The 23,064-nt window shown below is 65.9% G+C and carries 26 protein-coding genes; 20 read left to right on the top strand and 6 right to left on the bottom strand.

The annotated features are described in order from the left end of the window. Positions 1 to 28 precede the first annotated feature (28 nt). Complete coding sequence (locus tag JNE37_RS11615) at positions 29 to 463, bottom strand: FxsA family protein (RefSeq protein ID WP_052015095.1); 435 nt, start codon at positions 461 to 463, stop codon at positions 29 to 31. Positions 464 to 610: 147 nt separating this feature from the next. Here JNE37_RS11615 and JNE37_RS11610 point away from each other — a divergent pair, with 147 nt between their 5' ends. The 3 genes from JNE37_RS11610 to JNE37_RS11600 are packed head-to-tail and all read left to right on the top strand — an operon-like array spanning position 611 to position 2,340. Then, the gene (locus JNE37_RS11610) at positions 611 to 1,336 is read left to right on the top strand and encodes a Tim44/TimA family putative adaptor protein (RefSeq protein WP_035030841.1); all 726 of its coding nucleotides are present in this window, start codon (positions 611 to 613) and stop codon (positions 1,334 to 1,336) included. A gap of 27 nt (positions 1,337 to 1,363) precedes the next feature. Further along, positions 1,364 to 1,963, top strand: coding sequence for a Smr/MutS family protein (locus tag JNE37_RS11605; RefSeq protein ID WP_203062858.1), 600 nt, complete (start codon positions 1,364 to 1,366; stop codon positions 1,961 to 1,963). Further along, positions 1,960 to 2,340 (top strand): helix-turn-helix domain-containing protein, encoded by a 381-nt coding sequence (locus tag JNE37_RS11600; protein ID WP_035030835.1) that lies wholly within the window; start codon positions 1,960 to 1,962, stop codon positions 2,338 to 2,340. Before JNE37_RS11605 ends, JNE37_RS11600 begins: the two co-directional genes overlap by 4 nt. Before the next feature lie 235 nt (positions 2,341 to 2,575). On the opposite strand, the gene JNE37_RS11595 is transcribed toward JNE37_RS11600, so the two are convergent. Further along, positions 2,576 to 3,301, bottom strand: coding sequence for a hypothetical protein (locus JNE37_RS11595; RefSeq protein ID WP_203062849.1), 726 nt, complete (start codon positions 3,299 to 3,301; stop codon positions 2,576 to 2,578). Between the two features lie 146 nt (positions 3,302 to 3,447). Between JNE37_RS11595 and JNE37_RS11590 the strand changes: the two genes are divergently transcribed. Beyond that, positions 3,448 to 5,037 (top strand): L-aspartate oxidase, encoded by a 1,590-nt coding sequence (locus JNE37_RS11590; protein WP_203062847.1) that lies wholly within the window; start codon positions 3,448 to 3,450, stop codon positions 5,035 to 5,037. A 6-nt stretch (positions 5,038 to 5,043) separates the two neighbouring features. Here the strand turns inward: JNE37_RS11590 and JNE37_RS11585 are convergent, their stop codons facing one another. Next, positions 5,044 to 6,003, bottom strand: a complete 960-nt coding sequence (locus tag JNE37_RS11585) for a carbohydrate kinase family protein (RefSeq protein WP_203062845.1) — start codon at positions 6,001 to 6,003, stop codon at positions 5,044 to 5,046. A 177-nt stretch (positions 6,004 to 6,180) separates the two neighbouring features. On the opposite strand from JNE37_RS11585, the gene JNE37_RS11580 reads away from it, so the two are divergent. The 3 genes from JNE37_RS11580 to JNE37_RS11570 all read left to right on the top strand — a co-directional run bounded on the left by JNE37_RS11580 (position 6,181) and on the right by JNE37_RS11570 (position 8,022). Then, positions 6,181 to 6,588 (top strand): COG4315 family predicted lipoprotein, encoded by a 408-nt coding sequence (locus tag JNE37_RS11580; RefSeq protein WP_035030826.1) that lies wholly within the window; start codon positions 6,181 to 6,183, stop codon positions 6,586 to 6,588. Positions 6,589 to 6,706: 118 nt separating this feature from the next. Next, positions 6,707 to 7,219, top strand: coding sequence for a sigma-70 family RNA polymerase sigma factor (locus JNE37_RS11575; protein WP_035094880.1), 513 nt, complete (start codon positions 6,707 to 6,709; stop codon positions 7,217 to 7,219). After that, positions 7,216 to 8,022, top strand: coding sequence for an anti-sigma factor family protein (locus tag JNE37_RS11570; protein ID WP_203062843.1), 807 nt, complete (start codon positions 7,216 to 7,218; stop codon positions 8,020 to 8,022). Before JNE37_RS11575 ends, JNE37_RS11570 begins: the two co-directional genes overlap by 4 nt. A gap of 398 nt (positions 8,023 to 8,420) precedes the next feature. On the opposite strand, the gene JNE37_RS11565 is transcribed toward JNE37_RS11570, so the two are convergent. Further along, on the bottom strand, positions 8,421 to 9,584 hold the full coding sequence (locus tag JNE37_RS11565; protein WP_281395003.1) for an alpha-hydroxy acid oxidase: 1,164 nt from the start codon (positions 9,582 to 9,584) through the stop codon (positions 8,421 to 8,423). Between the two features lie 145 nt (positions 9,585 to 9,729). On the opposite strand from JNE37_RS11565, the gene JNE37_RS11560 reads away from it, so the two are divergent. Beyond that, positions 9,730 to 10,722 carry an acetyltransferase domain-containing protein gene (locus tag JNE37_RS11560; RefSeq protein WP_203062841.1) on the top strand — a complete coding sequence of 331 codons (993 nt, stop codon included), beginning with the start codon at positions 9,730 to 9,732 and terminating at the stop codon, positions 10,720 to 10,722. A 43-nt stretch (positions 10,723 to 10,765) separates the two neighbouring features. On the opposite strand, the gene JNE37_RS11555 is transcribed toward JNE37_RS11560, so the two are convergent. Next, complete coding sequence (locus JNE37_RS11555) at positions 10,766 to 13,291, bottom strand: heavy metal translocating P-type ATPase (protein WP_203062840.1); 2,526 nt, start codon at positions 13,289 to 13,291, stop codon at positions 10,766 to 10,768. 140 nt (positions 13,292 to 13,431) lie between these two features. Here JNE37_RS11555 and JNE37_RS11550 point away from each other — a divergent pair, with 140 nt between their 5' ends. The 8 genes from JNE37_RS11550 to JNE37_RS11515 all read left to right on the top strand — a co-directional run bounded on the left by JNE37_RS11550 (position 13,432) and on the right by JNE37_RS11515 (position 20,242). Further along, complete coding sequence (locus tag JNE37_RS11550; RefSeq protein ID WP_203062837.1) at positions 13,432 to 13,818, top strand: GNAT family N-acetyltransferase; 387 nt, start codon at positions 13,432 to 13,434, stop codon at positions 13,816 to 13,818. A 56-nt stretch (positions 13,819 to 13,874) separates the two neighbouring features. Beyond that, positions 13,875 to 14,786, top strand: coding sequence for an SMP-30/gluconolactonase/LRE family protein (locus JNE37_RS11545; RefSeq protein ID WP_203062836.1), 912 nt, complete (start codon positions 13,875 to 13,877; stop codon positions 14,784 to 14,786). Between the two features lie 60 nt (positions 14,787 to 14,846). Then, positions 14,847 to 15,593 (top strand): molybdate ABC transporter substrate-binding protein, encoded by a 747-nt coding sequence (gene modA, locus JNE37_RS11540; protein ID WP_203062835.1) that lies wholly within the window; start codon positions 14,847 to 14,849, stop codon positions 15,591 to 15,593. Positions 15,594 to 15,667: 74 nt separating this feature from the next. Continuing rightward, on the top strand, positions 15,668 to 16,351 hold the full coding sequence (gene modB / locus JNE37_RS11535) for a molybdate ABC transporter permease subunit (RefSeq protein ID WP_203062834.1): 684 nt from the start codon (positions 15,668 to 15,670) through the stop codon (positions 16,349 to 16,351). Then, on the top strand, positions 16,348 to 17,421 hold the full coding sequence (gene modC / locus JNE37_RS11530) for a molybdenum ABC transporter ATP-binding protein (RefSeq protein ID WP_246513216.1): 1,074 nt from the start codon (positions 16,348 to 16,350) through the stop codon (positions 17,419 to 17,421). Before modB ends, modC begins: the two co-directional genes overlap by 4 nt. 111 nt (positions 17,422 to 17,532) lie before the next feature. After that, on the top strand, positions 17,533 to 18,384 hold the full coding sequence (locus tag JNE37_RS11525) for a fumarylacetoacetate hydrolase family protein (RefSeq protein ID WP_035094863.1): 852 nt from the start codon (positions 17,533 to 17,535) through the stop codon (positions 18,382 to 18,384). Positions 18,385 to 18,481: 97 nt separating this feature from the next. Further along, entirely contained in the window at positions 18,482 to 19,666 is a 1,185-nt protein-coding gene (chrA, locus tag JNE37_RS11520) for a chromate efflux transporter (RefSeq protein WP_203062832.1), read from the top strand. A gap of 51 nt (positions 19,667 to 19,717) precedes the next feature. Further along, complete coding sequence (locus JNE37_RS11515; protein ID WP_203062831.1) at positions 19,718 to 20,242, top strand: hypothetical protein; 525 nt, start codon at positions 19,718 to 19,720, stop codon at positions 20,240 to 20,242. Positions 20,243 to 20,302: 60 nt separating this feature from the next. Here JNE37_RS11515 and JNE37_RS11510 read toward each other — a convergent pair whose 3' ends face one another. Beyond that, positions 20,303 to 20,677, bottom strand: coding sequence for a RidA family protein (locus JNE37_RS11510; protein WP_203066379.1), 375 nt, complete (start codon positions 20,675 to 20,677; stop codon positions 20,303 to 20,305). A 217-nt stretch (positions 20,678 to 20,894) separates the two neighbouring features. Between JNE37_RS11510 and JNE37_RS11505 the strand changes: the two genes are divergently transcribed. The 4 genes from JNE37_RS11505 to JNE37_RS11490 all read left to right on the top strand — a co-directional run bounded on the left by JNE37_RS11505 (position 20,895) and on the right by JNE37_RS11490 (position 23,061). Continuing rightward, entirely contained in the window at positions 20,895 to 21,596 is a 702-nt protein-coding gene (locus JNE37_RS11505; RefSeq protein ID WP_160176332.1) for a DedA family protein, read from the top strand. Positions 21,597 to 21,673: 77 nt separating this feature from the next. After that, positions 21,674 to 22,117, top strand: coding sequence for a GNAT family N-acetyltransferase (locus JNE37_RS11500; RefSeq protein WP_203062830.1), 444 nt, complete (start codon positions 21,674 to 21,676; stop codon positions 22,115 to 22,117). A 39-nt stretch (positions 22,118 to 22,156) separates the two neighbouring features. Continuing rightward, positions 22,157 to 22,735 carry a tetratricopeptide repeat protein gene (locus JNE37_RS11495; RefSeq protein ID WP_052152609.1) on the top strand — a complete coding sequence of 193 codons (579 nt, stop codon included), beginning with the start codon at positions 22,157 to 22,159 and terminating at the stop codon, positions 22,733 to 22,735. A 20-nt stretch (positions 22,736 to 22,755) separates the two neighbouring features. Continuing rightward, positions 22,756 to 23,061, top strand: coding sequence for a GNAT family N-acetyltransferase (locus JNE37_RS11490; RefSeq protein ID WP_246513214.1), 306 nt, complete (start codon positions 22,756 to 22,758; stop codon positions 23,059 to 23,061). The last annotated feature ends 3 nt before the right edge of the window (positions 23,062 to 23,064 follow it).

Here is a 23,064-nt window from a genome sequence, read left to right as displayed (position 1 = left end):
ATGAGGGACAAGGTTCACGCAATAACGCTCAGCGTTCGCGGTAATTGTCGTCGTCCAGTTCGATGACCCGCGGCCCTTCCTGGCGGCCGGGTGAAGTGTGGACGCTCGCCACCACGGTCGTGCGCGCTTTCATATGGTTGTAGAGCAAGGTGCGCACCGGCGGGATGAGGAGCAGGAGGCCCAGAACGTCGGTGAAATAGCCCGGAACCACGAGCAGCACGCCGGCGACGAAAACCATCATCGCATCGGCAACGGTCTGCGCCGGCACCTCGCCGCGGCTCATGGCGGCGCGCAATTGCGTGGCCAGAGCCAGGCCCTGGCTCTGGATCACGAGGATACCCACGACCGCACTGACGACGACGCCGAGCAATGTCGGCCATAGCCCGATCAACTCGCCGACCCGGATAAAGGTCGCGATCTCGATCAGGGGGGTCATGAGCATGAGCATCAGGATGGCACGCATGGCCGGTTTCCTCTTGGAGCCGTCCACGAAAGGCTCGATAAATTCTCGCCCATTCGTGAACTGGTTTCAGGGTAAAGCTTTCCCTATATATAGGAGCGATCCTGCTATATGCGATCCTTCGCCCACGAAAACCCAGGTTAGTGCCCAATGGACGAGTTCTTCGATCTGCCCACCCTTATCGTCATCGGTCTGGCGATCGTGATTCTGTTCCGCCTGCGCTCTGTCCTGGGTACGCGTACGGGCAATGAACGCTCCCCCATCGATCGCCAGAAGCAGGCCGAGATCGCCAAGGCCGGCAAGAATGATGACGGCTCGGTCGTCCAGATGCGTCCGCGCCCCGTCGAGGCTGCGCCGGTTGACGACGAACGCCGCACCCGCAAGCTCGCCGCCGAGATCGAGCAGTTCTCGCATGGTGACGAGAGCGTGGCCACCGGCCTGCGCGCCATCGCCGATGCCGATCCGTCCTTCGGCCCGAAGACCTTCATGGAAGGCGCCAAGTCCGCCTATGAGATGATCGTGACCGCGTTCGCCCAGGGCGACCGCCAGACGCTCAAGAACCTCCTCGACAAGGACGTGTTCGACGGCTTCGCCTCGGCCATCTCCGCACGCGAGGCCTCGGGCCAGAAGATCGATTTCACCTTTGTGGGCCTGCCCAAGGTCGAGATTTCGGAAGCCGAGCTCGACAAGCGCGCCGCCCAGGTCACCGTACGCTTCAATGCCGAAGTGGTGTCGGCCACCCGCGACAAGGATGGCCAGCTCGTCGAGGGCAATGCCGACCAGGTCCAGTCCATCGCCGACGAATGGACCTTTGCGCGCAATCCGAAGTCGCGCGACCCCAACTGGAAGCTGGTGGCCACCAACCAGCTCGCCTAAGTGCTCTTCGTCCTGCCGGGTGCCGGAATGGCCAAGCGTGGCAAAAGCGGCCCTCCGCTCAGGGACTGGCACTTGTGGACCGAGGTCAAGCGTACCATCGTCCCGTTGCGGCCGGAGCGCGAAATCGCGCCCGAGCCGGCCGGTGAGCCGTTGCCCCTGCCTCCCGCCGAGCCCCCCAGCGCGCAATTGCCGCGCGACTGGACCGTCGGCAGCGCCACGTCTCCGGCGCCGCAGCGTCCGGCCATCCACACGCGCCGCACGCCCAAGGTCGAACGGCCAATCGAGCCGAAGCTGCGCCGCAAGCTGATGCGCGGCCAGATGGAGATCGACGGCACGATCGACCTCCACGGCATGCGCCAGCTCGAGGCTCGGGCGGCCCTGGTCCGCTTCATCAATGCCCGCGTCAATCGCGGCGACCGTACGGTGCTGGTCATCACCGGCAAGGGCCTTAAGAAGACCGACGAAACCGCCACGGTGATCGTCGAACGCGGCGTGCTGCGCTCCATGCTCCCCCTCTGGCTCAACGAGCCGGACCTGGCGCCGCTGGTTTCGGGCTGGGGCCCGTCCGCACAGGGGCATGGCGGCGAAGGCGCCTTCTATGTCCGTCTCAAGAGGTTCGTGCCATGACGCCCCTAGGCGCCAAGCTCAGGGCGCTGCGCGAGGAGCGCGGCGTGACGCTCAAGGAAATGGCCAAGGCCCTCAACGTCTCGAGCGCCTACCTCTCCGCCCTTGAACACGGCCGCCGCGGCAAGCCCACTTGGTACCTGCTCCAGCGCATCATCGCCTATTTCAACGTGATCTGGGACGAAGCCGAGGAATTGCAGCGTCTGGCCGAACTCTCGGACCCCAAGGTCACCATCGATACCGGCGGCCTGCCGCCGGAGGCGACCGAGCTCACCAACCGGCTGCAGAAGGAAATCGGGCGGTTGGCGCCGGAGGACCTGGCGTTTCTGCGCAATGAGGTGATCCGACGGTCGGCAGCGAAGCGGGAGACGGGGCGGTAGGGGAAGCCCTCATCTACACCACTCCCCCATAATTACTCACTCTTACCCCACATCCGTTACCTCCCCGGACTTGGTCCGGGCCCCACTGCACCGCTCCACTCGAGTGGAGAAATCCGTGGGCCCCGGCTCTCCGGCCGGGGAAGTGCGGTGGGTGAGGCGGGAAGTTAGCTAAGCGAGCACTGAAGAGAGCAGCGAGCACTAGAGTTCGCATCCACGCTCTTGAGCTTTCCTCACTTTACCCCCGAAACACGAACCTGCGATGATACGCTAGGTGCTCCTGCGATGGCCAATCCTCCTCCTGGTCGGGCAGCCGCAGCTTCAGCCCGGGCAGAAGATGCACCGCCATCCGGGGATCGATCCGGTCGACATTGACGATGAGTTCGTAGCTGGTGCCGATCGTGAAATGCCCGGCACCGAACGCGCTGCCCAGCGGGCCCCAGAGCGCGATGAAATTGGTGATCGACAATCCACCGCCCGGCGGATCGGGCCGGATGACGGTGGGTACCGAGCCAAGCTCTCCCACCGGGATCGCCGTACCGCTCACGGCGCAGGTCTCGTGATAGCGCCGGAGCACCAGGCGGCTGATGTCGAACAGTTCATGCTGGGTCGGTGCCCGCACGAACTCGTCCTGCGCTGCCTCTCCCAGTCCCTCCTGCTCACCCGCAACCCACTGGATGCGCGCGTCTGCCGGAAACGCGGGACAGACCTCGCCATTGGGATAAAGCCGCACATTGCGGAGCTGCACCACCAGCTCGTCCGCAGCCAGGCCCGGCCCGGCCAGCGCTTCGAGCGTCGCCATCCCGCAATAGACCGTGCCATCGGCAGTCTCGGCAGCCAGCGCCACCGCTTCGTCGATCGCGCGAGCGATCCCGGGCGCATCGGTCCGCTTCACCCGAATCACATCCTGCCGCTCGAGCAGGTGGATGTCGGTATCGTCCAGCTTGAACACCAGGATTGGCAAGCGGGGCACTCCGCAGCAATTGCGTAAGTATCTTCCGGTTTTCTGCGCAAATATCCAGATGGCCAATATTGCCATCCCCTATCACTGCGCGGGCTGGTCGCGGCGCTCCGGTCTTGCTACCTCTCCAGACCCCAAGGGAGGAGCCCATGTCCATCTACGACAACACCCTCAATGCCGATGGCGTGCTGATTGTCGGCGCAGGCCTTGCCGGCCTTTTCTGCGCCCTGAAGCTCGCGCCACTGCCGGTGACGGTGCTCTCCCCCAAACCGCTGGGAAGCGGCGCCTCCTCCGCCTGGGCCCAGGGCGGCGTTGCGGCGGCGCTCGGCCCCAACGACAGTCCGCATATCCACGCACTCGATACGGAAAAGGCCGGAGCAGGCATTGTCGATGAGCGCGTGGCCGAATCGGTGGCGGCGGAAGCCGCCGCCCGCATCGATGACCTCGCCCGCTGGGGCACGCCCTTCGATCGCGACCAGCTCGGTAATTTCCTCCTCGGGCGGGAAGCGGCCCATTCGGCCAACCGCATCGTCAAGGTACAGGGCGACCGCGCCGGCGCCGCCATCATGGCCGCCATCATCGACGAGGTGCGCCGCACCCCCTCGATCCGCATCGTCGAAGGCATCACTGCCGTCGATCTCGCCCGTGCCGATGGGCGCGTGGTCGGCGTCTTCTGCCGCAAGCTGGGCGACAAGTATATCGAGCCCGTCTTCATCCGCGCCCGCGCCACCGTGCTCGCCGCAGGCGGCCTGGGCGGCCTCTTCGCCGTCACCACCAATCCTTCGGGCGTGCGCGGCCACGCCATGGGCATGGCCGCCCGCGCCGGCGCCGTGATCGGCGATGCCGAATTCGTCCAGTTCCATCCCACCGCCATCGCCACCGGCGCAGACCCGGCGCCGCTGGCTACCGAGGCTTTGCGCGGGGAAGGCGCCATCCTCGTCAACGAGCTGGGCGAGCGCTTCATGCCCGCCATCCACCCCGATGCCGAACTGGCCCCGCGCGACATCGTCGCTCGCGCCAATTTCCGCCAGATCAAGGCCGGCCATAAGGTCTTCCTCGATACGCGCCAGGCCCTGGGTGAACGCATCGTCGATGCGTTCCCGACGGTGACCCAATATTGCCGCGATGCCGGCATCGATCCCGTCACCCAGCCCATTCCGGTGACGCCGGCCGCCCATTACCATATGGGCGGAGTCAAGGTGGATACGCGCGGACGCACCAGCCTTGCCGGCCTCTGGGCGTGCGGGGAAGCCTCGTGCACGGGCCTGCACGGCGCCAATCGCCTGGCCTCCAATTCGCTGCTCGAAGCCACGGTCTATGCCGCGCGCATCGCCGAGGACGTCGGCGGGCTTGAGCCGCCACAGCGCATGCTGCTGCCCTTCGACGGCATTGCCTGGGACGAGACCAAGGGCCAGCAGTTCGAGGAGAACCTGCGCAACCTCAAGGCGGTGCAGGACCTGCGCCACGTGATGACCGACCTCGTCGGCGTCGAGCGTGATGCAGAGGGCCTCCGCGAAGCGCTGCGCCGCATCCTCGAACTCGAGGAGACCTCCGAAAAGGTCACGCGCTCCTATCTCAACATGACGACCTCGGCCACCATGGTCGCCGCCGCAGCGCTCAAGCGCACCGAGAGCCGGGGCGGTCATTTCCGCACCGACTATCCGTTCGAGGATCCGGCCTGGCTCAACCACACCGCCATGACGCTCGATGAAGCCCGGCGGATCCGGGCGGAGGCCTGAGGAAACTCAGCGCCGCTCTTCGGAGAGAACGGCATCGACCTCGGCACGGGTGGGCGGCTTGCAGCCCACCTGCCCGCAATTGAGCCCGGCCACCACGGCGCCGAAATGCAGCATGGCTTCGAGCTCGGCGCTGCCCAGCGCCTTGAGCGGCCCCGGTCGCAACGCATCCTTTTCCCGCAGATAGGAGAGCACGCCGGCCATGAGGCTGTCGCCGGCGCCAACCGTGTCCCCAAAGACCGGGGGCGACCAGATGCCGGCTTTCGCGCGGCCCGCCGACGTATAGGCGAGCGAACCCTTTTCGCCCAGCGTCACGATCACCAGCTCGCAATTGGGCCGCGCCAGGAGCGCCGCGCTATGCGCCTCGATCGAGAGCGAGGGCTCCAGCGCCAGGAGGTCCTCCTCGCTCATCTTGATGATGTGGGCGAGGTCGAGGAAGGTCGACAGCCGCTGCTTGTAGCTGCCGAAATCATCGACCAGCGACGGACGCACATTGGGGTCGATCGAGATCGTCGCGCCCTTTGCCATCGCCGCGCGCACGACTTCCGCCCAGATTGCCGCGTCTTCCGGCAGGATCGGGCAGAACCCACCGATCTGGTAGAGATCGAGCGTCTGCGGCAGCGCCGCGACCATGCCCTGCTGGGTGAAGGCGCGGTCGGCCCCGCGATAGAACTCGTAGGCCGCCTGGCGCTTCTCGTTAAGTGTCACCACGGCCAGCGTCGTCGGCGCCACCACGCGCTGCGTCAGCAGCGTCTTGACCCCGGCCGCATCGAGCGGCTCGAGGAGATAGGAGCCGAAACCGTCCTTGGAGATCGGGCAGAGGAAACCGGTATCGTTGCCGAGCTTGGAGAGCGCTATGGCGCAGTTATAGGGCGAGCCGCCCTGATGGGCATGCATGTGGATCACCCCATCCGGCCCGCGCGGCTCGGAAACGAGGTCGATCAGGCTTTCCCCACCCACGACGAACATAGGTCCCCCTCAGATCACTGCAAATTCGGCCAGCATCCCTACCCTATCGAGGGGAGTCGCGCCATGGATGAGGCCGCAAGAAAAATTTGCAGGCGACGGATTAAACCGCGCGCCGCGGTGTTTATGCCTTGTGCGGGGGACAATTCCGACGCCTCGCATCAAGCAAGGAGAGACGTCATGACTTTTTCCCGACTGCACGGCGTGGTTCTCGGCGCGGCCGCCTTCCTGGCGCTGGGCTCGGTGGCGAGCTTTGCCGATGATTATGTGGGCGGCGCCATCAAGTCCGCCGAGATCGCCGGCAAGCAGGTGCTCACCGACGCCAAGGGCATGACCCTTTACACCTACGACAAGGACGAAGCCGGCAAGACCAATTGCTACGACAAATGCGCCACGAACTGGCCCCCGCTGGCGGCCGATGCCAGCGCCAAGGCCGATGGTGACTTCAGCATCGTGGACCGCACCGACGGCACCAAGATGTGGGCCTACAAGGGCAAGCCGCTCTACCTCTGGGTCAAGGACACCAAGGCAGGCGATACGACCGGCGACGGCGTCGGCGGCGTATGGCACACTGCCTACGAGGAATAGGGAACGCTGACCCTGCCGACTGAAGCGACCAGTCGGCAGGGTTGTCGCGGGGCCGGGGAAGTTCGTGCCCCCCAAAAGGAACTTCCCCGGTTCCGCCTTTCGAGCTGATAGGACCCACGTGTCGACCTTTCTCGATGAGATCGAGACCTGCGTTCCCGCCCTGCGCCGCTATGCGCGGGCGCTGACGCGCGACGCCGACCGCGCCGACGACCTGGTGCAGGATTGCCTCGAACGCGCCATCCGCAAGAGCGCGCTGTTCCGGCCGCGCGGTCCGTTGCGCGCCTGGCTCTTCACCATGCTGCTCAACCTCCACCGCAACGGAGCGCGCAGCGAACGCCGGCAGGGGCCGATGACGCCGCTCGACGGGCTGGGCTTCGAACCCTCCGTCCCGCCGGCGCAACCGGGGCACATCGCGCTGGCCGAACTGGCTCGCGCCATCGATACCCTTCCGGCCGACCAGCGCGAGGCCCTGCTGCTGGTCGTGCTCGAGGACATGCCCTATGCCGACGCCGCCGCCATTCTCGGCATTCCCGTCGGCACCCTGATGTCGCGGCTCGGGCGTGCCCGTGCCGCCCTGCGCACCATGACCGGGGGCGATCCGCAAGCTCCCCGATTGAGGACCGTCAAATGACCGCCCCGCTGACCATTACCGATGACACGCTCCAGGCCTATGCCGATGGCCGCCTGGATGCCGACGGGCGCGCCGCGGTCGAAGCACATCTGGAAGCCCATCCCGATCTCGCTGCCGAGCTGGCCCTCTGGCAGCGCCAGCGCGACGCTATCAAGACGCTCTACGACCCCGTCGCGGGCGAGCCCGTTCCCGCGCGCCTCAACCCCCATCGCCTCGCCGCCGAGCGTTCGGCCCGCGCCGCCTCCTGGCCGCGCATGGCCGCGGCGGCCGTCGTGCTCATCGGGCTTGGCCTGGGCGCCGGCTGGTTCGCCCGCGACCTGCTGCAACCGGAGGAAACGCCCGGCCAGTTGCTGATCGCCAGCGCGGTCAATGCTCACGCCCTCTATGTCAACGAGAACCGGCACGCCGTGGAAGTCGCCGCGGCCGACAAGGGGCACCTCACCACCTGGCTCTCCAACCGCCTCAACCACCAGCTCAACGCCCCGGACCTGAGCGAGCAAGGCTTCCTCCTCGTCGGCGGCCGCCTCCTCCCCCCCGACGTCTACCGCAACACCGGCCCTGCCGCGCAGCTCATGTACGAGAACGCCACCAAGGACCGGCTGACCGTCTACGTCACGGCCGCATTGCCGGATAAGTCCAAGGCCTATCAGTTCGAAACGGTGAACGGACTTGATGCCTTCTACTGGGCCAACGACACCATCACCTGCACGGTGGTGGGCGACCTGCCGCAGGAACAGATGCAGACGGTTGCAAGGCTGGTGTACCGGCAACTGACACGGCTGCCGGATCCGGTGCGGGGCTAAAAACTACGCCCATCACAACCACGGGACTTCCCCGGGCGAAGACCCGGGGCCTATTGCACCCATCCGCGCAAGTGGAGGCATCCGTGGGCCCCGGCTCTGCGGTCGGGGAAGTGCAGTGGTGGGGGAAGGCGGAGCGGACTATCGGAACACGCGCCGAAGTCTCAGCGCTCAACACCCTGCCGCCTCATCAGCTCGTTCGCATAAGTACTCGGCAACTGACGGGGGCTAGGAAACCACCCGCATCACAACCACCGCACTTCCCCGGGCGAAGACCCGGGACCTATTGCCCCAATCCGCGCGAGTGGAGGCATCCGTGGGCCCCGGCTCTGCGGCCGGGGAAGTGCGGCGGTGGGGAGAGGTCGGAGCGGACTATCGGAACACGCGCCGAAATCCAGCGCTCAATACCCCTGCCGCTTCACCAGCTCATTCGCGTAAATATTATGCGGCCCCACATTGTGGATGTCCCGCTCGCCCAGTAGCGCCAGGGTGATGTCGGTTTCCTTGCGCAGGATTTCGAGCGCCCGCGCCACGCCGGCTTCGCCACCGGCCCCGACCCCGAATGCGATCGTGCGGCCGAGGAGCGCGCCCTTGGCGCCGAGTGCGATGGCCTTGAGGAGGTCCTGCCCCGAGCGGATACCGCCATCCATCAGCACTTCGGTGTGCGAGCCCACCGCATCGACGATCTCGGGCAATACCCTGATGGTCGAGGGGGCGCCGTCGAGCTGGCGGCCGCCGTGATTGGAGACCACGATCGCGTCGGCCCCGTGCTGCACCGCCTGCCGCGCATCGTCCGGATCGAGAATGCCCTTGACGATCACCGGTCCGCCGAACCGCTCCTTGATCCAGGCAATGTCGCGCCAGTTGAGCGTCGGGTCGAACTGCGAGCTGGTCCAGGCGGCGAGCTTGGAGAGATCGCCCGCGCCATCGACGTGCCCCGCAATATTGCGGAACGTGTGGCGGTTGGTGCCGAGCATGCCCATGGCCCAGCCGGGCTTGCGCATCATTTCGAAGACGAATTTGGGCGTGAATTTCGGCGGCGCCGACATGCCGTTGCGCAGATCCTTATGCCGCTGACCGAGGATCTGCAGGTCCATCGTCAGCACCAGAGCCGAGCACCTGGCCGCCTTGGCGCGATCGATGAGCCGGTTGACGAAGTCGCGGTCGCGCATGACGTAGAGCTGGAACCAGAAGGGCTTGCTGGTGTTCTCGGCCACATCCTCGATCGAGCAGATGCTCATGGTCGAAAGCGTGAAGGGCACGCCGAATTTTTCGGCCGCGCGTGCCGCCTTGATCTCGCCATCCGCACTCTGCATGCCCAGGAACCCGACGGGCGCCGTCGCGACCGGCATCGCCACCGGATGCCCGACGATGGTCGAGGCAATGCTGCGATTGTCCATGTCCACCGCAACGCGCTGGCGGAAGCTGATCTTGCGGAAATCGTCCTCGTTGGCGCGATAGGTGCCCTCGGTCCAGGCGCCGCTATCGACGTAGTCGAAGAACTGCTTGGGCACTTTGCGCTTGGCCAGCGCCTTCATGTCCTCGATCGTAAGAACCCGATCCAGCTCACCCATGAACTAACCCTTCACATACAAATACGTACTCGGTGGTACAGCCAGGGCGCGCAATGGTCAATCCACCTTGCCCGCAGCTGCAGGCAATGGCTAACTCCCGACCGCGGCACGCTGCGCCGACCAACGAGAATCTACAATGTCCTTGACCGGCGCCCCCGCCAAGCCTCCCCGTTTCGCCATAGTCGACGTCCTGCGCGGCGTCGCCATAGTGGCGATGGTCATATACCACTGCGCATGGGATCTTAGCTACTTCCAGCTCATCCCGATCGACATCACCGTCGATACCGGCTGGCGCATCTTCCAGCACCTCATCCTTGGCGGCTTCCTGCTGCTGGTCGGGGTGAGCCTGGTGCTGGCGCATGGGCGGGGCATCCGCTGGCCCTCGTTCTGGCGGCGCTTCGCCATGATCGCGGCCGGCGCCGCCGCCGTCACCATCGGCACCTATATCCTCTTTCCGGAAACCTTCGTCTTTTTCGGCATCCTCCACGCCATCGCGCTTTTCAGCCTCATGGCGCTGCCCTTCCTGCGCCTGCCGCCCTGGCTGACCGCACTGGTCGGCGCGGTCTTCCTCATCGTGCCGCTCTTTTTCAGCAATGTTGCCTTCAACGACCCGCGCATTGCCTGGATCGGCTTCTGGGAAGTCCCGCCCGCCACCAACGACCTGGTGCCGATCTTCCCCTGGTTCGGCATGGTGCTGGTGGGCATGGCGCTGGCAAGGCTCGTGCTCGCCTCGCCACTTGCCACGACGATCGCAGCCTGGAAGCCGGCAAGCATCCTCAGGCCGCTGATCGTTCTCGGCCGGTGGAGCCTCATCATCTACCTCGTCCACCAGCCGATCCTGCTCGGCATCATCTACCCGATCGCCAATGCCCGCCCGGCCGATGCACCCACGCGCGTCGATTCCTTCGTTTCGAGCTGCGTGGCCACCTGCAAGGCCAATGGCAATACCGATGACCACTGCACCGCTTATTGCGGCTGCGCCGTCGAGCGCATCGTGCGCGATGATCTCTGGTCGGTGATCGAGCAGCCGACGTCCTCGCCCGAACAGAACGCGGCAATCGCCGATATCGCCAAGCAATGCACGGCGACCATGCCGAGCAATCTCGGCGTCACGCCGCCAGCACAATAGCCCAAACCAAAAGGCCCCGGATCTTCATCCGGGGCCTTCCAGCTCAAAGCTTCACGGACCTGAGCCGCAAGGCGTTGCCGATGACGCTCACCGACGAGAGGCTCATGGCCGCCGCCGCGACCATCGGCGAGAGCAGCCAGCCGAAGATCGGGAACAGCACGCCCGCCGCCAGCGGAATGCCCAGCGTGTTGTAGCCGAAGGCGAACCACAGGTTCTGCTTGATGTTGCGGAGCGTCGCCTCCGAAAGGTGCCGCGCCCGCACGATTGCCGAAAGATCGCCCTGCATTAGCGTGATCCCCGCGGACTCGATGGCGACGTCCGCACCAGTGCCCATGGCGATACCGACATCGGCCGCCGCCAGGGCCGGGCTGTCATTGACCCCGTCGCCCGCCATCGCCACCTTGCGACCCTGGCGCTTGAGGGTTTCGACCAGCTCGTGCTTGGCCTCCGGCGTCATGCCGGCTTCGACCCGCGCGATCCCCAGCGCCTCGCCCACGGCATCGGCCGGACCACGGGCATCGCCCGTCGCCATGATGACCTCGATGCCCAGCCGGCCGAGCTCCGCCACGGCCGCCTTGGCCGTCGGCTTGATGGGATCGGAGACGGTGATGACGCCGATCAGCCGGCTGTTCTCGGCAACGAGCACGGAAGTCTTGGCCGCATGCGCCGCGCTGCCCATCAGGTCGATGAACTTCTGCGGCACCTCGATCTTGAGGCTTTCCATCAGCGCCACATTGCCGAGGGCTGCCTTCTGGCCTGCGACGGTGGCGGTAATACCCTTGCCGGTCACCGAGTGGAAGTCGGCAACCTCCAGCGACCGCGCACCGCGCTGCTGCGCCCCACGCTCGATGGCCGTGGCGATCGGGTGGGCCGAGCCGCGCTCCAGCGCCGCCGCGACGGCCAGCACCCAGCCTTCATCGACGCCCTTGTCGGCGATGACGTCGCCCAGCGTCGGCTTGCCTTCGGTGAGGGTGCCGGTCTTGTCGACGATCAGCGTATTGATGCGGGCAAAGCCTTCGAGTGCCTTGGCGTCCTTGACCAGCACGCCGGCCCGCGCGCCGCGCCCCGTGGCAACCATCACCGACATCGGCGTGGCGAGCCCCAGCGCACAGGGACATGCGATGATGAGCACCGAAACCGCAGCCACCAGCGCATAGGCGATCTTGGGATCGGGCCCCCAGATCCACCAGGCGGCAAAGCTCAGGATGGCCACGAGCACCACCGTCGGCACGAACCAGGAGGCGACCCGGTCGGCCAGCGCCTGGATCGGCGCACGGCTGCGCTGGGCCTTGGAAACCAGCTCGACGATCTGCGAGAGCCGCGTTTCTGCGCCCACCCGCTCGGCCTTCATGATGAAGGTGCCTTCGCCGTTGAGCGTACCGCCGGTGACATCGGCCCCCTGCGTCTTTTCGGCCGGCACAGGCTCGCCCGTCAGCATGGATTCATCCACGAACGAGGAACCCTCGACCACGACGCCATCCACCGGCACGGCATCGCCCGGACGGACGCGTAGCAGGTCGCCCTGCTGCACCGCTTCGAGTGGCACGTCGGTCTCGGCGCCGTTCTCGATGCGCCGCGCCGTCTTGGGCGCGAGATCGAAAAGTGCGCGCAGCGCCTTGCCGGTCTGCTCGCGGGCGCGCAGTTCCAGCACCTGCCCGACAAAGACCAGCGTGATGATCACCGCCGCCGCCTCGAAATAGACCGGCGGCGCGCCGTTCATATGCGTCATCTCCATCGGGAATATCCGCGGGAACAACACCGCCACCACGGAGAAGAGATAAGCCGCCCCGGTACCCAGCCCGATCAGCGTCCACATATTGGGCGAACGGTTGACCAGCGATGCCCAGGCGCGCCGGAAGAACGGCTGTGCCGCCCACAGCACGACCGGGGTCGCCAGCACCAGCTCGATCCAGCTCGCCAGCGGCTCGCCGATCCATTCGCGGAACGGCAGGCCCACCATCGGTCCCATCGAGATAAGCAGCAACGGCACGCTGAACGCGGCGCTGATCCACATCCGGCGCGAAAAATCCTCGAGCTCGGGATTGGCCGCATCGGCAGGCGGCACGCCCATCGGCTCGAGCGCCATGCCGCAGATCGGGCAATCGCCCGGCCCATCCTGCACGATCTGGGGGTGCATCGGGCAGGTATACTTCGTCCCCGCCGGCGCAGTGGCCTGGGCGTGGGCATGCGCATGGCTGTGCCCGTGCCGCCCGGCCATCAGCGGCTCGGCCACGGCGAAGGGCACCGCTTCGAGATACTTCTGCGGCTCGGCTTCGAACTTGGCCTGGCACCCCTGCGAGCAGAAATAATACCGCTTGCCCTCGTGCTTGCTCATCCACTTGGCCTTGGCGCGGTCGACGTTCATGCCGCAGACCGGGTCCTTGGCCGTCAGGTAGGTCTCCGGCGAAGCCTCGAACTTGGCCTTGCAGCCGGCGCTGCAGAACCCGAACTCGCGGCCTTCATGCACGGTCTTGTGGGCGGTCTTTTCCATGTCGACCGTCATTCCGCAAACCGGATCGCGGGTCACGGCCGGGCTTGCCGGGGTCGAATGATGGGTGTGCTCGTTCATGAATCTCTTCCGTCGAACCGTGCGAATCCCGGCTCTTTTGCATTGCGTCGGCTCTTCATGTAGGGCTTCCCATAATGGGAAGGTCAAGCCCTCATCAGCCGACCTATTGTCGTCGGCCCCGGGCGCCGCCAGAATGGCGCATGCCCATTTCATACCGCCTCGACCCGCACCCCGACGACGCCGAACTGCGCGCCCTCTGGCAGGCCGCCTGGAGCGACGCGCACCCAGCGAGCTTCGCGCCCGTGCTCGCCCGCAGCCTCGTCCATGCCGGAGCCTATGATGGCGCCGCCCTGATCGGCTACGTCAATGTGGCGAGCGACGGCGGCATCCATGCGTTCCTTCTCGATACCACCGTCCACCCCGACTATCGCCGCCAGGGCATCGCCACGGAACTCGTGGCCCTCGTCACAAGCGCCGCACGGGCCCGCGGCGCAGGCTGGCTCCATGTCGACTACGAGCCGCATCTCGCAGGCTTCTACCGCGCCTGCGGCTTCCGCCCCACCGAGGCCGGGCTCATCGCCCTCTGACGCCTTGCCCGATGGGCGCAATTGCTGTTTGGATCACCCCAGCCGGGAGGGACAGCATGGCCATAGTCGGGGACGCCTACGAATATTACGAGAAAAAGTTCTACGATCTGACGGTGCCCATCGCCGATCTCGAACTCATCTTCGACAAGTGCCGCTGGGCCGAAGGCCCGGTCTGGTTCAACGACGGCGGCTATCTCCTCTGGAGCGACATCCCCAACAACCGCATGCTGCGCTGGGTGCCGGACCTGGGCGTCTCGGTCTTCCGCACGCCCTCCAACTATATCAACGGCAATACCCGCGACCGACAGGGCCGCCTCGTCTCCTGCTCGCACGGCGCCCGTGCGGTCCTGCGCACCGAGGCCGATGGCACCATCACCACCATTGCCGACAGCTATCGCGGCAGGCGGCTCAACTCGCCCAACGACGTCGTGGTCAAGTCCGACGGCACCATCTGGTTCACCGACCCCAATTACGGGATCATGTCGGATTATGAGGGCTACAAGGCCGACATGGAGCAGGACGGCTGCTACGTCTACCGCTTCGATCCCGCCGATGGCTCGCTCGAAATCGCCATCGACGATTTCCAGAAGCCCAACGGCCTCGCCTTCTCCCCTGACGAATCGACCCTCTACGTCATCGAATCCGGCCGCAGCCACAACCCCGACTGCCCCGCCCATATCCGCCAGTTCGATGTCTCGGCCGACAACAGGGTCAGCAACAGCCGTGTCTTCGTCGATGTCGAAAAGGCCGACGGCATGCGGCTCGATACCGAGGGCAATGTCTGGACCAGCGCCGGCGCGGGCGTGAACTGCTACGACCCGGGCGGCCTGGCGCTTGGCCGCATCAAGCTGCCCAACCCGGTCTCGAACGTCACCTTCGGCGGTCCGCGCCGCAACCGCCTGTTCATCACCTCGACCAACGCGGTCTATTCCGTTTTCGTCGGCGCCACCGGCATCCAGCACCCCTGAGGCCGGTTGCCATCGTTCAATGCTCTCGATATGTTCACACAAACATATCGAGGGTTTCCAATGCGTCCTGGACTAATGCTTGCCGCCGCCATTCTCAGCCTGGGCGTGGCGCTCCCTTCTCACGCCGCGACGGTGAGCGTGGCGGTTGCCGCCAACTTCACCAAGGTGGCCGAGGAACTGGCGACCGCCTTCAAGGCCAAGACCGGCGATGAGCTGCAGCTGAGCTTCGGGGCGACCGGCCAGCTCTATACCCAGATCACCCAGGGCGCGCCCTTCCAGATCTTCCTCGCCGCCGACGACCAGCGCCCGCAGAAGGCCGTGGACGAAGGCTACGGCGTGGATGGCACCGTCTTCACCTATGCCGAAGGCAAGCTCGTGCTCTACGGCCTCGCCACCGACGTCACCGCCGGTGCCGACGTGCTCAAGGCCGACGCCTTCCAGAAGCTCTCGATCGCCGACCCCGAAACCGCCCCCTATGGCGCGGCCGCCGTCGAAACGCTCAAGGCCTTGAACCTTTACGATACGCTCGCGCCCAAGATCGTCACCGCCCAGAACATCTCCCAGGCCCAGCAATTCGTCGAAAGCGGCAGCGCCGAGCTCGGCTTCGTGGCCCTGAGCCAGGTGATCGGCTCGGACAAGGGTACCCAATGGCTGGTTCCCGCCGAACTCTACCAGCCCATCCGGCAGGATGCCGTGCTGCTCAAGACCGGCGAGAACGAGCCTGCCGCCAAGGCCTTCCTCGATTACCTCAGGAGCGACGAGGCCGTAGCCATCATCAGGAAGTCGGGCTACGAAGTTACGCCCTGATCCTTGATCGCTTGCACTCCAGGGACCTCTAGCGGCAGGGTGGGCAACGCTGCCCTCTTCACCGGAGCGTTGCCATGCTCGCCTTTTCCGACCTCTGGCCGCCGATAGCCCTGACGCTGTCGCTGGCCACCATCACCACTGCGATTCTTCTCGTCATCGGCACGCCCATCGCCTGGTGGCTGGCCCGTTCGCAATGGCGCTGGAAAGAGGCCGTCGGCGCGATCGTCTCCCTGCCCCTCGTCCTGCCGCCGACCGTGCTCGGCTTCTACCTGCTGCTGCTCCTCGGCCCCAACGGGCCGGGCGGGCTCATCGCCGGGCTCTGGGGCGGCCGGACGCTCGCCTTCTCGTTCTGGGGCCTCGTCATCGGTTCGGTGATCTATTCCATGCCCTTCGTCGTGCAGCCGATCCGCAATGCCTTCGACGCCATGGGCCACCGCCCGCTCGAAGTCGCCGCCACCCTGCGCGCCTCCCCGCTCGACCGCTTCCTCACCATCGCCCTGCCGCTGGCGCGGCCCGGCTTCCTCACCGGCGCGGTACTCGGCTTCGCCCATACGGTAGGCGAGTTCGGCGTGGTGCTCATGATCGGTGGCAATATCCCGGGCCAGACCAAGGTGCTCTCCATCGCCATCTACGATTATGTCGAGCGCCTGCAATGGGTGGAGGCCCACATCCTCTCGCTGGGCATGGTCGTCTTCGCCTTCCTCGTCATCTTCATCACGCTGAGCATCGACCGGCGCGTGGCACGGGTGAAGCCGTGAGCACACTCTCCGCCGCCTTCAAGGGCGATCTCGGCGCCTTCCGCCTCGATGCCCAGTTCGAAGCCCCGCTCGATGGCGTCACCGCGCTCTTCGGCCCTTCGGGCTCGGGCAAGACCACCGTTTTGCGCGCCATTGCCGGCCTTGAACAACTCAATGGACGCTGTGCTTTGGGACGCCTCGTCTGGCAGGACAACATCCACTTCGTGCCGGCGCATAAGCGCGGTATCGGCTACGTCTTCCAGGAGCCGAGCCTCTTCCCGCACCTCTCGGTGCGCGCCAACCTCCTTTACGGCAATCGCCGGGCGCGCGGCGAAAAGGCCATCACCTTCGATGCCGTGGTCGAACTCCTCAAGATCTGGAAGCTTCTCGACCGGGCGCCCGAGCGCCTGTCGGGCGGCGAGCGCCAGCGCGTTTCCCTCGGCCGCGCTCTCCTGAGCCAGCCCCGCCTGCTGCTGCTCGACGAGCCGATGTCGGCCCTCGACCGCGGCGCCAAGGAGGAAATCCTCCCCTATTTCGAGACCCTGCATTCGGCCCTCGGCCTGCCCATGATCCTCGTGAGCCACGACATCTCCGAGGTCGAGCGCCTGGCCTCGCACATGCTGTTGATGTCGATGGGCAGCGTCGTCGCCGGCGGCCCCCTCAACGCCATGCTGACCAGCGACAAGCTTCCCTTCCGCCACAACCGCGACGCCGCCTCGGTTCTGACCGCCCGGGTCGTCGCCCAGGCGGCCGATGGCCTCGCCGAACTCGACCTCGAGGGCCAGCCGCTGCTCGTCGCCGCCGAAGCCGGTCCTGCCGGCGAAGCCGTCCGCGTCCGCCTCATGGCCCGCGACGTCAGCCTCGCCGTCGAAGCGCCCTCGCGCACCACCATCCTCAATATCCTGCGCGCCGACATCCTCGCCATCGAGCCCCTAAACGGCCCCGACGCCAACGTCGTCCTCGGGATCGGCGGCCAGCAGATGCTTGCGCGGGTCACACAACGTTCGGTCGCCACCCTCGGCTTGGCCCCCGGCATGCCGGTCTTTGCCCAGGTCAAGGGTGTCTCGCTGGTGACGGCGCCGGGCGCCTGAGCAGCGGGCGAAAATTTCGCGCGGAAACGGACGTTTTCGACCAAGGTTGACCTCGACTCCGCGCCGCCATCCGCTTAAGCCTTCGTTCAACTGCAAAGAGGGTATTGATCTATGAAGCTTCTCCGCGTTGGCGCCAAAGGCGCCGAAAGGCCGGCGATTCTGGCCGCTGACGGTTCCATCCGTGACCTCTCCAGCGTCGTTCCCGACATTGCCGGCGCGGTGCTCTCATCCGAGAGCCTGGACCGCCTGCGCAAGGTCGACGCCACCAAGCTTCCGGTCATCGATCCCTCGACCCGTATCGGCCCCTGTGTCGGCCAGGTCGGCAAGTTCATCTGCGTCGGCCTCAACTATGCCGACCACGCCGCCGAGACCGGCGCCGCCATCCCTGCCGAGCCGATCCTCTTCATGAAGGCCACCAGCGCCATCTGCGGCCCGAACGACAATGTCATCCTGCCCAAGAACACCCTCAAGCCCGACTGGGAAGTTGAGCTGGGCGTGATCATCGGCAAGGAAGCCCGCTACGTCGAGGAGAAGGACGCCCTCGATTACGTCGCCGGCTATTGCGTGGTGAACGACCTTTCCGAGCGCCATTGGCAGACAGAGCGTGGCGGCCAGTGGACCAAGGGCAAGTCGGCAGACACGTTCGGCCCGATCGGCCCGTGGCTGGTGACGCGCGACGAAGTCGCCGATCCCCAGAACCTCAAGATGTTCCTCGACGTGGACGGCCACCGCTATCAGGACGGTTCGACCAAGACCATGATCTTCGGCGTGCAGTTCCTGGTGCACTACATTTCCCAGTTCATGAGCCTGCAGCCGGGCGATGTCATCACCACCGGCACCCCGCCGGGCGTCGGCATGGGCATCAAGCCGGAACCGATCTGGCTCAAGCCGGGCCAGACCATGCACCTGGGCATCGACGGGCTGGGCGAGCAGACCCAGCTCACCGTCCCCTATAGCGGCTGACACCGAACCTACCGACAATCGGGGCCCTCGGGCCCCGATTGCATATGACACGGGTCCATGCCAACCAGAGGCACTTCCCCTTGCCCGGCTGGACCTCTTGCCTCCCTCGTTCCTCTCCCGCCTCGCCGAAGTCTTCCTGGTCTTCCTGCAGCTGGGCCTCACCAGTTTCGGCGGACCGGTGGCGCATCTGGGCTATTTCCGTGAGGCCTTCGTCGTACGCCGCAAATGGCTGAGCGACGCCGACTATGCCGATCTCGTCGCGCTCTGCCAGTTCCTGCCCGGCCCCGCCTCCAGCCAGGTCGGCATCGCCATCGGCCAGATGCGGGCAGGCTATCCCGGCGCCCTTGCCGCCTGGCTCGCCTTCACTTTGCCCTCCGTGGTCCTGTTGCTGGCCTTCGCCTATGGCCTCTCGGCCCTGCCCTGGCTGGCCGATGCCGGCATCCTGCATGGCCTCAAGATCGCCGCCCTCGCCGTCGTCGCCCAGGCGGTCTGGAGCATGGGCCGCAGCCTCGCCCCCGACCCGCGCCGGCAAATCATCGCCCTCGTCTCGGCGATCATCGTGCTGCTTATCCCCAACGGCCTCGTCCAGCTGGCCGTTCTCGCCGCTGCCATCCTCTTCGGTCTCGCCGGCAAGCCCGCGACGACAGTAGCGGCGCCTGACGAACCCGCTACGCGCGGTCGCCGTGAGGGCCTCGTTTTCCTCGTCCTCTTCTTCGTCCTGCTCGCCGGCCTGCCGCTCCTCGCCAACCTCACCGGCAATGGCGCACTCGACATCTTCGACCGCTTCTATCGCACCGGTTCCCTGGTTTTCGGCGGCGGCCACGTCGTCCTGCCCCTGCTCGAGGGTGAACTGGTGGCCCCCGGTTTCATCGATCGCGATCTTTTCCTCGCCGGCTACGGCGCCGCGCAGGCCGTGCCCGGCCCGCTCTTCAGCTTCGCGGCCTATGCCGGCGCACTCCTGACCGCTCCGCCGAACGGCCTTGCCGGCGCGAGCCTGGCCCTAGTCGGCATCTACCTGCCCTCTTTCCTGCTGGTGCTGGGCGCTCTGCCCTTCTGGCATCGGATGCGCGCCAATCCACGGATGCGTGCCGCACTGGAAACCGCCAATGCTGCCGTCGTCGGTCTGCTGCTGGCCGCGCTCTACGACCCGGTCTTCACCAGTGCCGTTTCCTCGCCCCGCGACTTCGCCCTGGCGCTCGCCGCCTTCGGCGCCCTGACCCTGCTGCGCGTGCCGCCCTGGCTGCTTGTTCTCGCCACCGCTGCAACCTATTGGGCACTTTAGTCATTTCCCTTGGTTGGGAGCGCTATTGCTCCGCATTTCAGGGGAATACGAATGGCGGTTACGCGATCAGACCTTCGACACGTCCTTTCCAAGGAAGATGCCGATCTCGTCGAACAGGCCCGGCATCCCGGCCTTTCCGAGCTGACTTCCGAGGAATTGCGGCAACTCTCCACGCGCCTGCGTGAGCGGCGCGACCGCTCGACCCGGCTCATCAACAACCACCGCCGCTCGACCAAGGGTCGCGGCAGCCAGGCCGGTAGCGTCGAGAAATACGAGGCCAACCAGCGCCGCTACGCCGCCATCTATGCCGAGGCCATCTCGCGCACCAACAAGGAGCGTTCCCGCCGCACCGCGCGCGCCCGCCGCGAGGAACTGGTCACCAATTCCCGCCGCGCCCTCGCCCGCAAGCAGGACGGCGCCAAGACCGCCAACCGCCCGGAGAGCGGCGCCACCGCCAGCGCCGGCATGAAGGCCAAGGCCAGCACCCGCACCAGGAAGGTCGGCGCACCGAGCGAAAAAGGCCGCGTATCGCAGGCTACGAAAGTCGCCCAGGCCAAGAAAGACTCCAAGGCCTGATCAGGCGCACGATTGCCCTCTCCCCAGCGGGAGAGGGCGTTGCCGCTACGGCTGGCTGGCCTAAGGCCGCCGCGCCACCAGGTCGATCTCCACCAGCGCCCCGACCGCGAGCGCCGTCACCCCCACAGTGGTCCGCCCCGGCAGTTTCCCCGGCTCGAAATAGGTCTGATAGGTCGCGTTCATCGCCGCATAGTCGCGCTCGAACTGCGTGAGGTAGATCCGCACGAACGTGACGTTCTCCAGCGTCAGCCCGATCCCGCCCAGCACCAGCTTGAGGTTTTCCATCACCCGCCGCGTCTGCGCCTCGACGCCCTCGGGCAACGGCGCGTCGGGAGCCGCCGGATCGGTCGGCATCTGGCCGGTGACGAACACCCAGCCATCGGCCTCGACGGCGTGGGAAAACGGGGCGACCGGGCGCGGGCCGGAGACGATCATGTGGTGGATGGGAAAAGACACCTTCAGCTCCGTTACGGCTCCATGACAGGAGTTTCGCTGTCCCCTCAAACTATTGTCAACGTCCCCGTCGTTTCTATAGTTGCTCCCCGCCCCGCTCCCGATCTAACTGTTCGCTATGCGGCAGGGCGATTTGAGCCTAATGATGCTTTCATGGCATCTGCTGCGCAGGCCGCCGCAACGGAGACAGACCGGACGCATGATAGAGTTTCTGCACCAGATTTCGGCGTATCTGGAAGCTTTCCTGAACAGCGTTTCGGATAATTTCTGGCTCTCGATCGTGTTTATCTTCCTCGTCGCCATCGGCGAGGCGGTGTTCATCCTGGGCCTCTTCGTGCCCTCGACACCCGTTCTCCTGCTCGTGGGCGGCATCATCGCCACCGGCAAGCTGCCCTTCTGGCCGATCTACCTGGCCGCCGTCATCGGCGCGGTCATCGGCGATGCCGTCTCCTATACGGTCGGGCACCTGCTCAAGGACCGCATCAAGACCATCTGGCCGTTCCGGAACTACTTGCCGCTCCTCGCCAAGGGCGAAGTATTCTTCGCCCGACACGGCGGCAAATCGGTCTTCATCGGCCGTTTCATTCCGGGGGTGAAGGCCGTGGTGCCGGGCATTGCCGGCATGATGGGCATGACCTATCGCTGGTTCACCATCATCAACGTCACCTCCGCCTTTGCCTGGGCTGCGGCCCATATCCTGCCCGGCATGCTGCTGACGGCCTGGCTCAAGTCGATCGGCCTCTCGCTCGAACTCGTCATCATCGTGGGCGCCGCGATCCTGACCGTGCTCTACCTCCTGGTGCATTTCCACCGGAAGATCCTGCTGTTCTTCGCGCCCTGGCTCGGTGGCTTCGGTCGTTCGCTGCAATTGCGCTGGCAGAAGACCGACGCGACGCACTGAAGGCGCGCGGGCTGTAATGCCCGCGTAAGCCGCACCGGCCAGGTATCGCGCAACGAAACGCGATCAAAGGTCCTGCAATGACCGTTACCCTAATCCCGATCGACGCCGCCGGACGCACCGCCGTCCTCGGCCTGCACGTCTCTCCCGACCAGGACGACTTCGTCGCCAGCAACGCGGAATCGCTCGATGAGGCCGACGAAAATCCCGAATGCTTTCCACTGGCCATCGCCGCCGGTGGCCTTGTCGTCGGCTTCGCCATGTACGCTCTGGATTCGGACGACGACAATTACTGGATCTACCGGCTGATGATCGACCGCCGCTATCAGGGCCGCGGCTTCGGCCGCGCCGCCCTGCGCGCACTCATCGCCAGGCTTTCGGCCCACGCCGGGTGCGACGCCATCTATCTGGGGGTCGCGCCTGAGAACGTCGTCGCCGCCGAACTCTATGTCGGGGAAGGCTTCGCCCCGACCGGAGAGATGTTCGAGGGAGAAATCGTGATGCGACGTCCCGTCGCCAGATAGCTATTGCCTCGCCCGCCTGGCGGGGCGACAATCCCAGCCATGCGTGCAGTGATCGCTCTCACCCGCTGGGCAATCCCGGCCCTTCTGGGCCTCCTCCTGCTGCTGGCCGCCCCGCAGGCGGCCTTCACGCAGACCCAGGCCACGCCCGATCCCCAGCTCGACGCCCTTTTCACCCAATTGCGCCACGCGAGCGACGCCAAGACCGCCCGCGACATCGACCGGCGCATTCAGGTCATCTGGCTCACGCCCAAGGATCCCGAGCTCGCCGAGCGCATGTCCCAGGCTCTGACTGCCCGCCGGCACATGAACCTGCCCATGGCCCTGGGCGTGCTGTCCGGCATCGTGCGCGACTACCCGACCTATGCCGAGGGCTGGAACCAGCGCGCAACCGTCTATTACCTGCTGCGGGACTACGAGGATTCCCTCGCCGACATCGAAAAGACCCTGCAATACGAACCCCGCCATTTCGGCGCGCTCTCCGGCCGGGCCCTCATCTATCTCGCCCAGGACAAGCGAGGTCTCGCCATCCGGGACATTTCTGCGGCACTGGCCGTGCACCCCTTCCTTTCGGAAAAAGCACTGTTTCCCGAGCTGCTGGACGATATAACTCACATCTAGCGAGCTGGAAGGGAATGCAATTGGCCGACTACAAGCACCGCGTCGAGCGCGAGGATGGTCCGTCGTCTGGGCGCTATGTCGTGCACCTCGCCCCAGGGTTCGAAGGCGAGATGACCTATCGCTGGGTGAGCCCGGGCGTGATCGCCATAGACCATACCGGCGTGCCGCCCGAATATCGTGGGCAAGGCATTGCCGAGGACATCGTGCGCAAGGCCATCGAGGACGCGCGCAAGGAGGGGATCAAGATCATCCCCTATTGCTCCTACGTCGTCGCCCAGTTCCGGCGCCACCCCGAATGGGCCGATCTCCTCGCCCCGCGCGGCTGACCT

Source organism: Paradevosia shaoguanensis (assembly GCF_016801025.1).
GTDB classification, from domain to species: domain Bacteria; phylum Pseudomonadota; class Alphaproteobacteria; order Rhizobiales; family Devosiaceae; genus Paradevosia; species Paradevosia shaoguanensis.
This window is presented reverse-complemented; position numbering and strand designations above follow the sequence as displayed.

What these genes read in the sequence shown, in the direction of transcription:
- JNE37_RS11600 (WP_035030835.1), top strand. Translation starts at nt 1,960, where the DNA reads ATGACGCCCCTAGGCGCCAAGCTCAGGGCGCTGCGCGAGGAGCGCGGC.
- JNE37_RS11555 (WP_203062840.1), bottom strand. Translation starts at nt 13,291, where the DNA reads ATGAACGAGCACACCCATCATTCGACCCCGGCAAGCCCGGCCGTGACC.
- JNE37_RS11570 (WP_203062843.1), top strand. Translation starts at nt 7,216, where the DNA reads ATGACCGCCCCGCTGACCATTACCGATGACACGCTCCAGGCCTATGCC.
- JNE37_RS11560 (WP_203062841.1), top strand. Translation starts at nt 9,730, where the DNA reads ATGTCCTTGACCGGCGCCCCCGCCAAGCCTCCCCGTTTCGCCATAGTC.
- JNE37_RS11495 (WP_052152609.1), top strand. Translation starts at nt 22,157, where the DNA reads ATGCGTGCAGTGATCGCTCTCACCCGCTGGGCAATCCCGGCCCTTCTG.
- JNE37_RS11610 (WP_035030841.1), top strand. Translation starts at nt 611, where the DNA reads ATGGACGAGTTCTTCGATCTGCCCACCCTTATCGTCATCGGTCTGGCG.
- JNE37_RS11545 (WP_203062836.1), top strand. Translation starts at nt 13,875, where the DNA reads ATGGCCATAGTCGGGGACGCCTACGAATATTACGAGAAAAAGTTCTAC.
- JNE37_RS11505 (WP_160176332.1), top strand. Translation starts at nt 20,895, where the DNA reads ATGATAGAGTTTCTGCACCAGATTTCGGCGTATCTGGAAGCTTTCCTG.
- JNE37_RS11525 (WP_035094863.1), top strand. Translation starts at nt 17,533, where the DNA reads ATGAAGCTTCTCCGCGTTGGCGCCAAAGGCGCCGAAAGGCCGGCGATT.
- modA (WP_203062835.1), top strand. Translation starts at nt 14,847, where the DNA reads ATGCGTCCTGGACTAATGCTTGCCGCCGCCATTCTCAGCCTGGGCGTG.
- JNE37_RS11515 (WP_203062831.1), top strand. Translation starts at nt 19,718, where the DNA reads ATGGCGGTTACGCGATCAGACCTTCGACACGTCCTTTCCAAGGAAGAT.
- JNE37_RS11585 (WP_203062845.1), bottom strand. Translation starts at nt 6,003, where the DNA reads ATGTTCGTCGTGGGTGGGGAAAGCCTGATCGACCTCGTTTCCGAGCCG.
- JNE37_RS11615 (WP_052015095.1), bottom strand. Translation starts at nt 463, where the DNA reads ATGCGTGCCATCCTGATGCTCATGCTCATGACCCCCCTGATCGAGATC.
- JNE37_RS11605 (WP_203062858.1), top strand. Translation starts at nt 1,364, where the DNA reads ATGGCCAAGCGTGGCAAAAGCGGCCCTCCGCTCAGGGACTGGCACTTG.
- JNE37_RS11590 (WP_203062847.1), top strand. Translation starts at nt 3,448, where the DNA reads ATGTCCATCTACGACAACACCCTCAATGCCGATGGCGTGCTGATTGTC.
- JNE37_RS11510 (WP_203066379.1), bottom strand. Translation starts at nt 20,677, where the DNA reads ATGATCGTCTCCGGCCCGCGCCCGGTCGCCCCGTTTTCCCACGCCGTC.
- JNE37_RS11500 (WP_203062830.1), top strand. Translation starts at nt 21,674, where the DNA reads ATGACCGTTACCCTAATCCCGATCGACGCCGCCGGACGCACCGCCGTC.
- JNE37_RS11580 (WP_035030826.1), top strand. Translation starts at nt 6,181, where the DNA reads ATGACTTTTTCCCGACTGCACGGCGTGGTTCTCGGCGCGGCCGCCTTC.
- JNE37_RS11550 (WP_203062837.1), top strand. Translation starts at nt 13,432, where the DNA reads ATGCCCATTTCATACCGCCTCGACCCGCACCCCGACGACGCCGAACTG.
- modB (WP_203062834.1), top strand. Translation starts at nt 15,668, where the DNA reads ATGCTCGCCTTTTCCGACCTCTGGCCGCCGATAGCCCTGACGCTGTCG.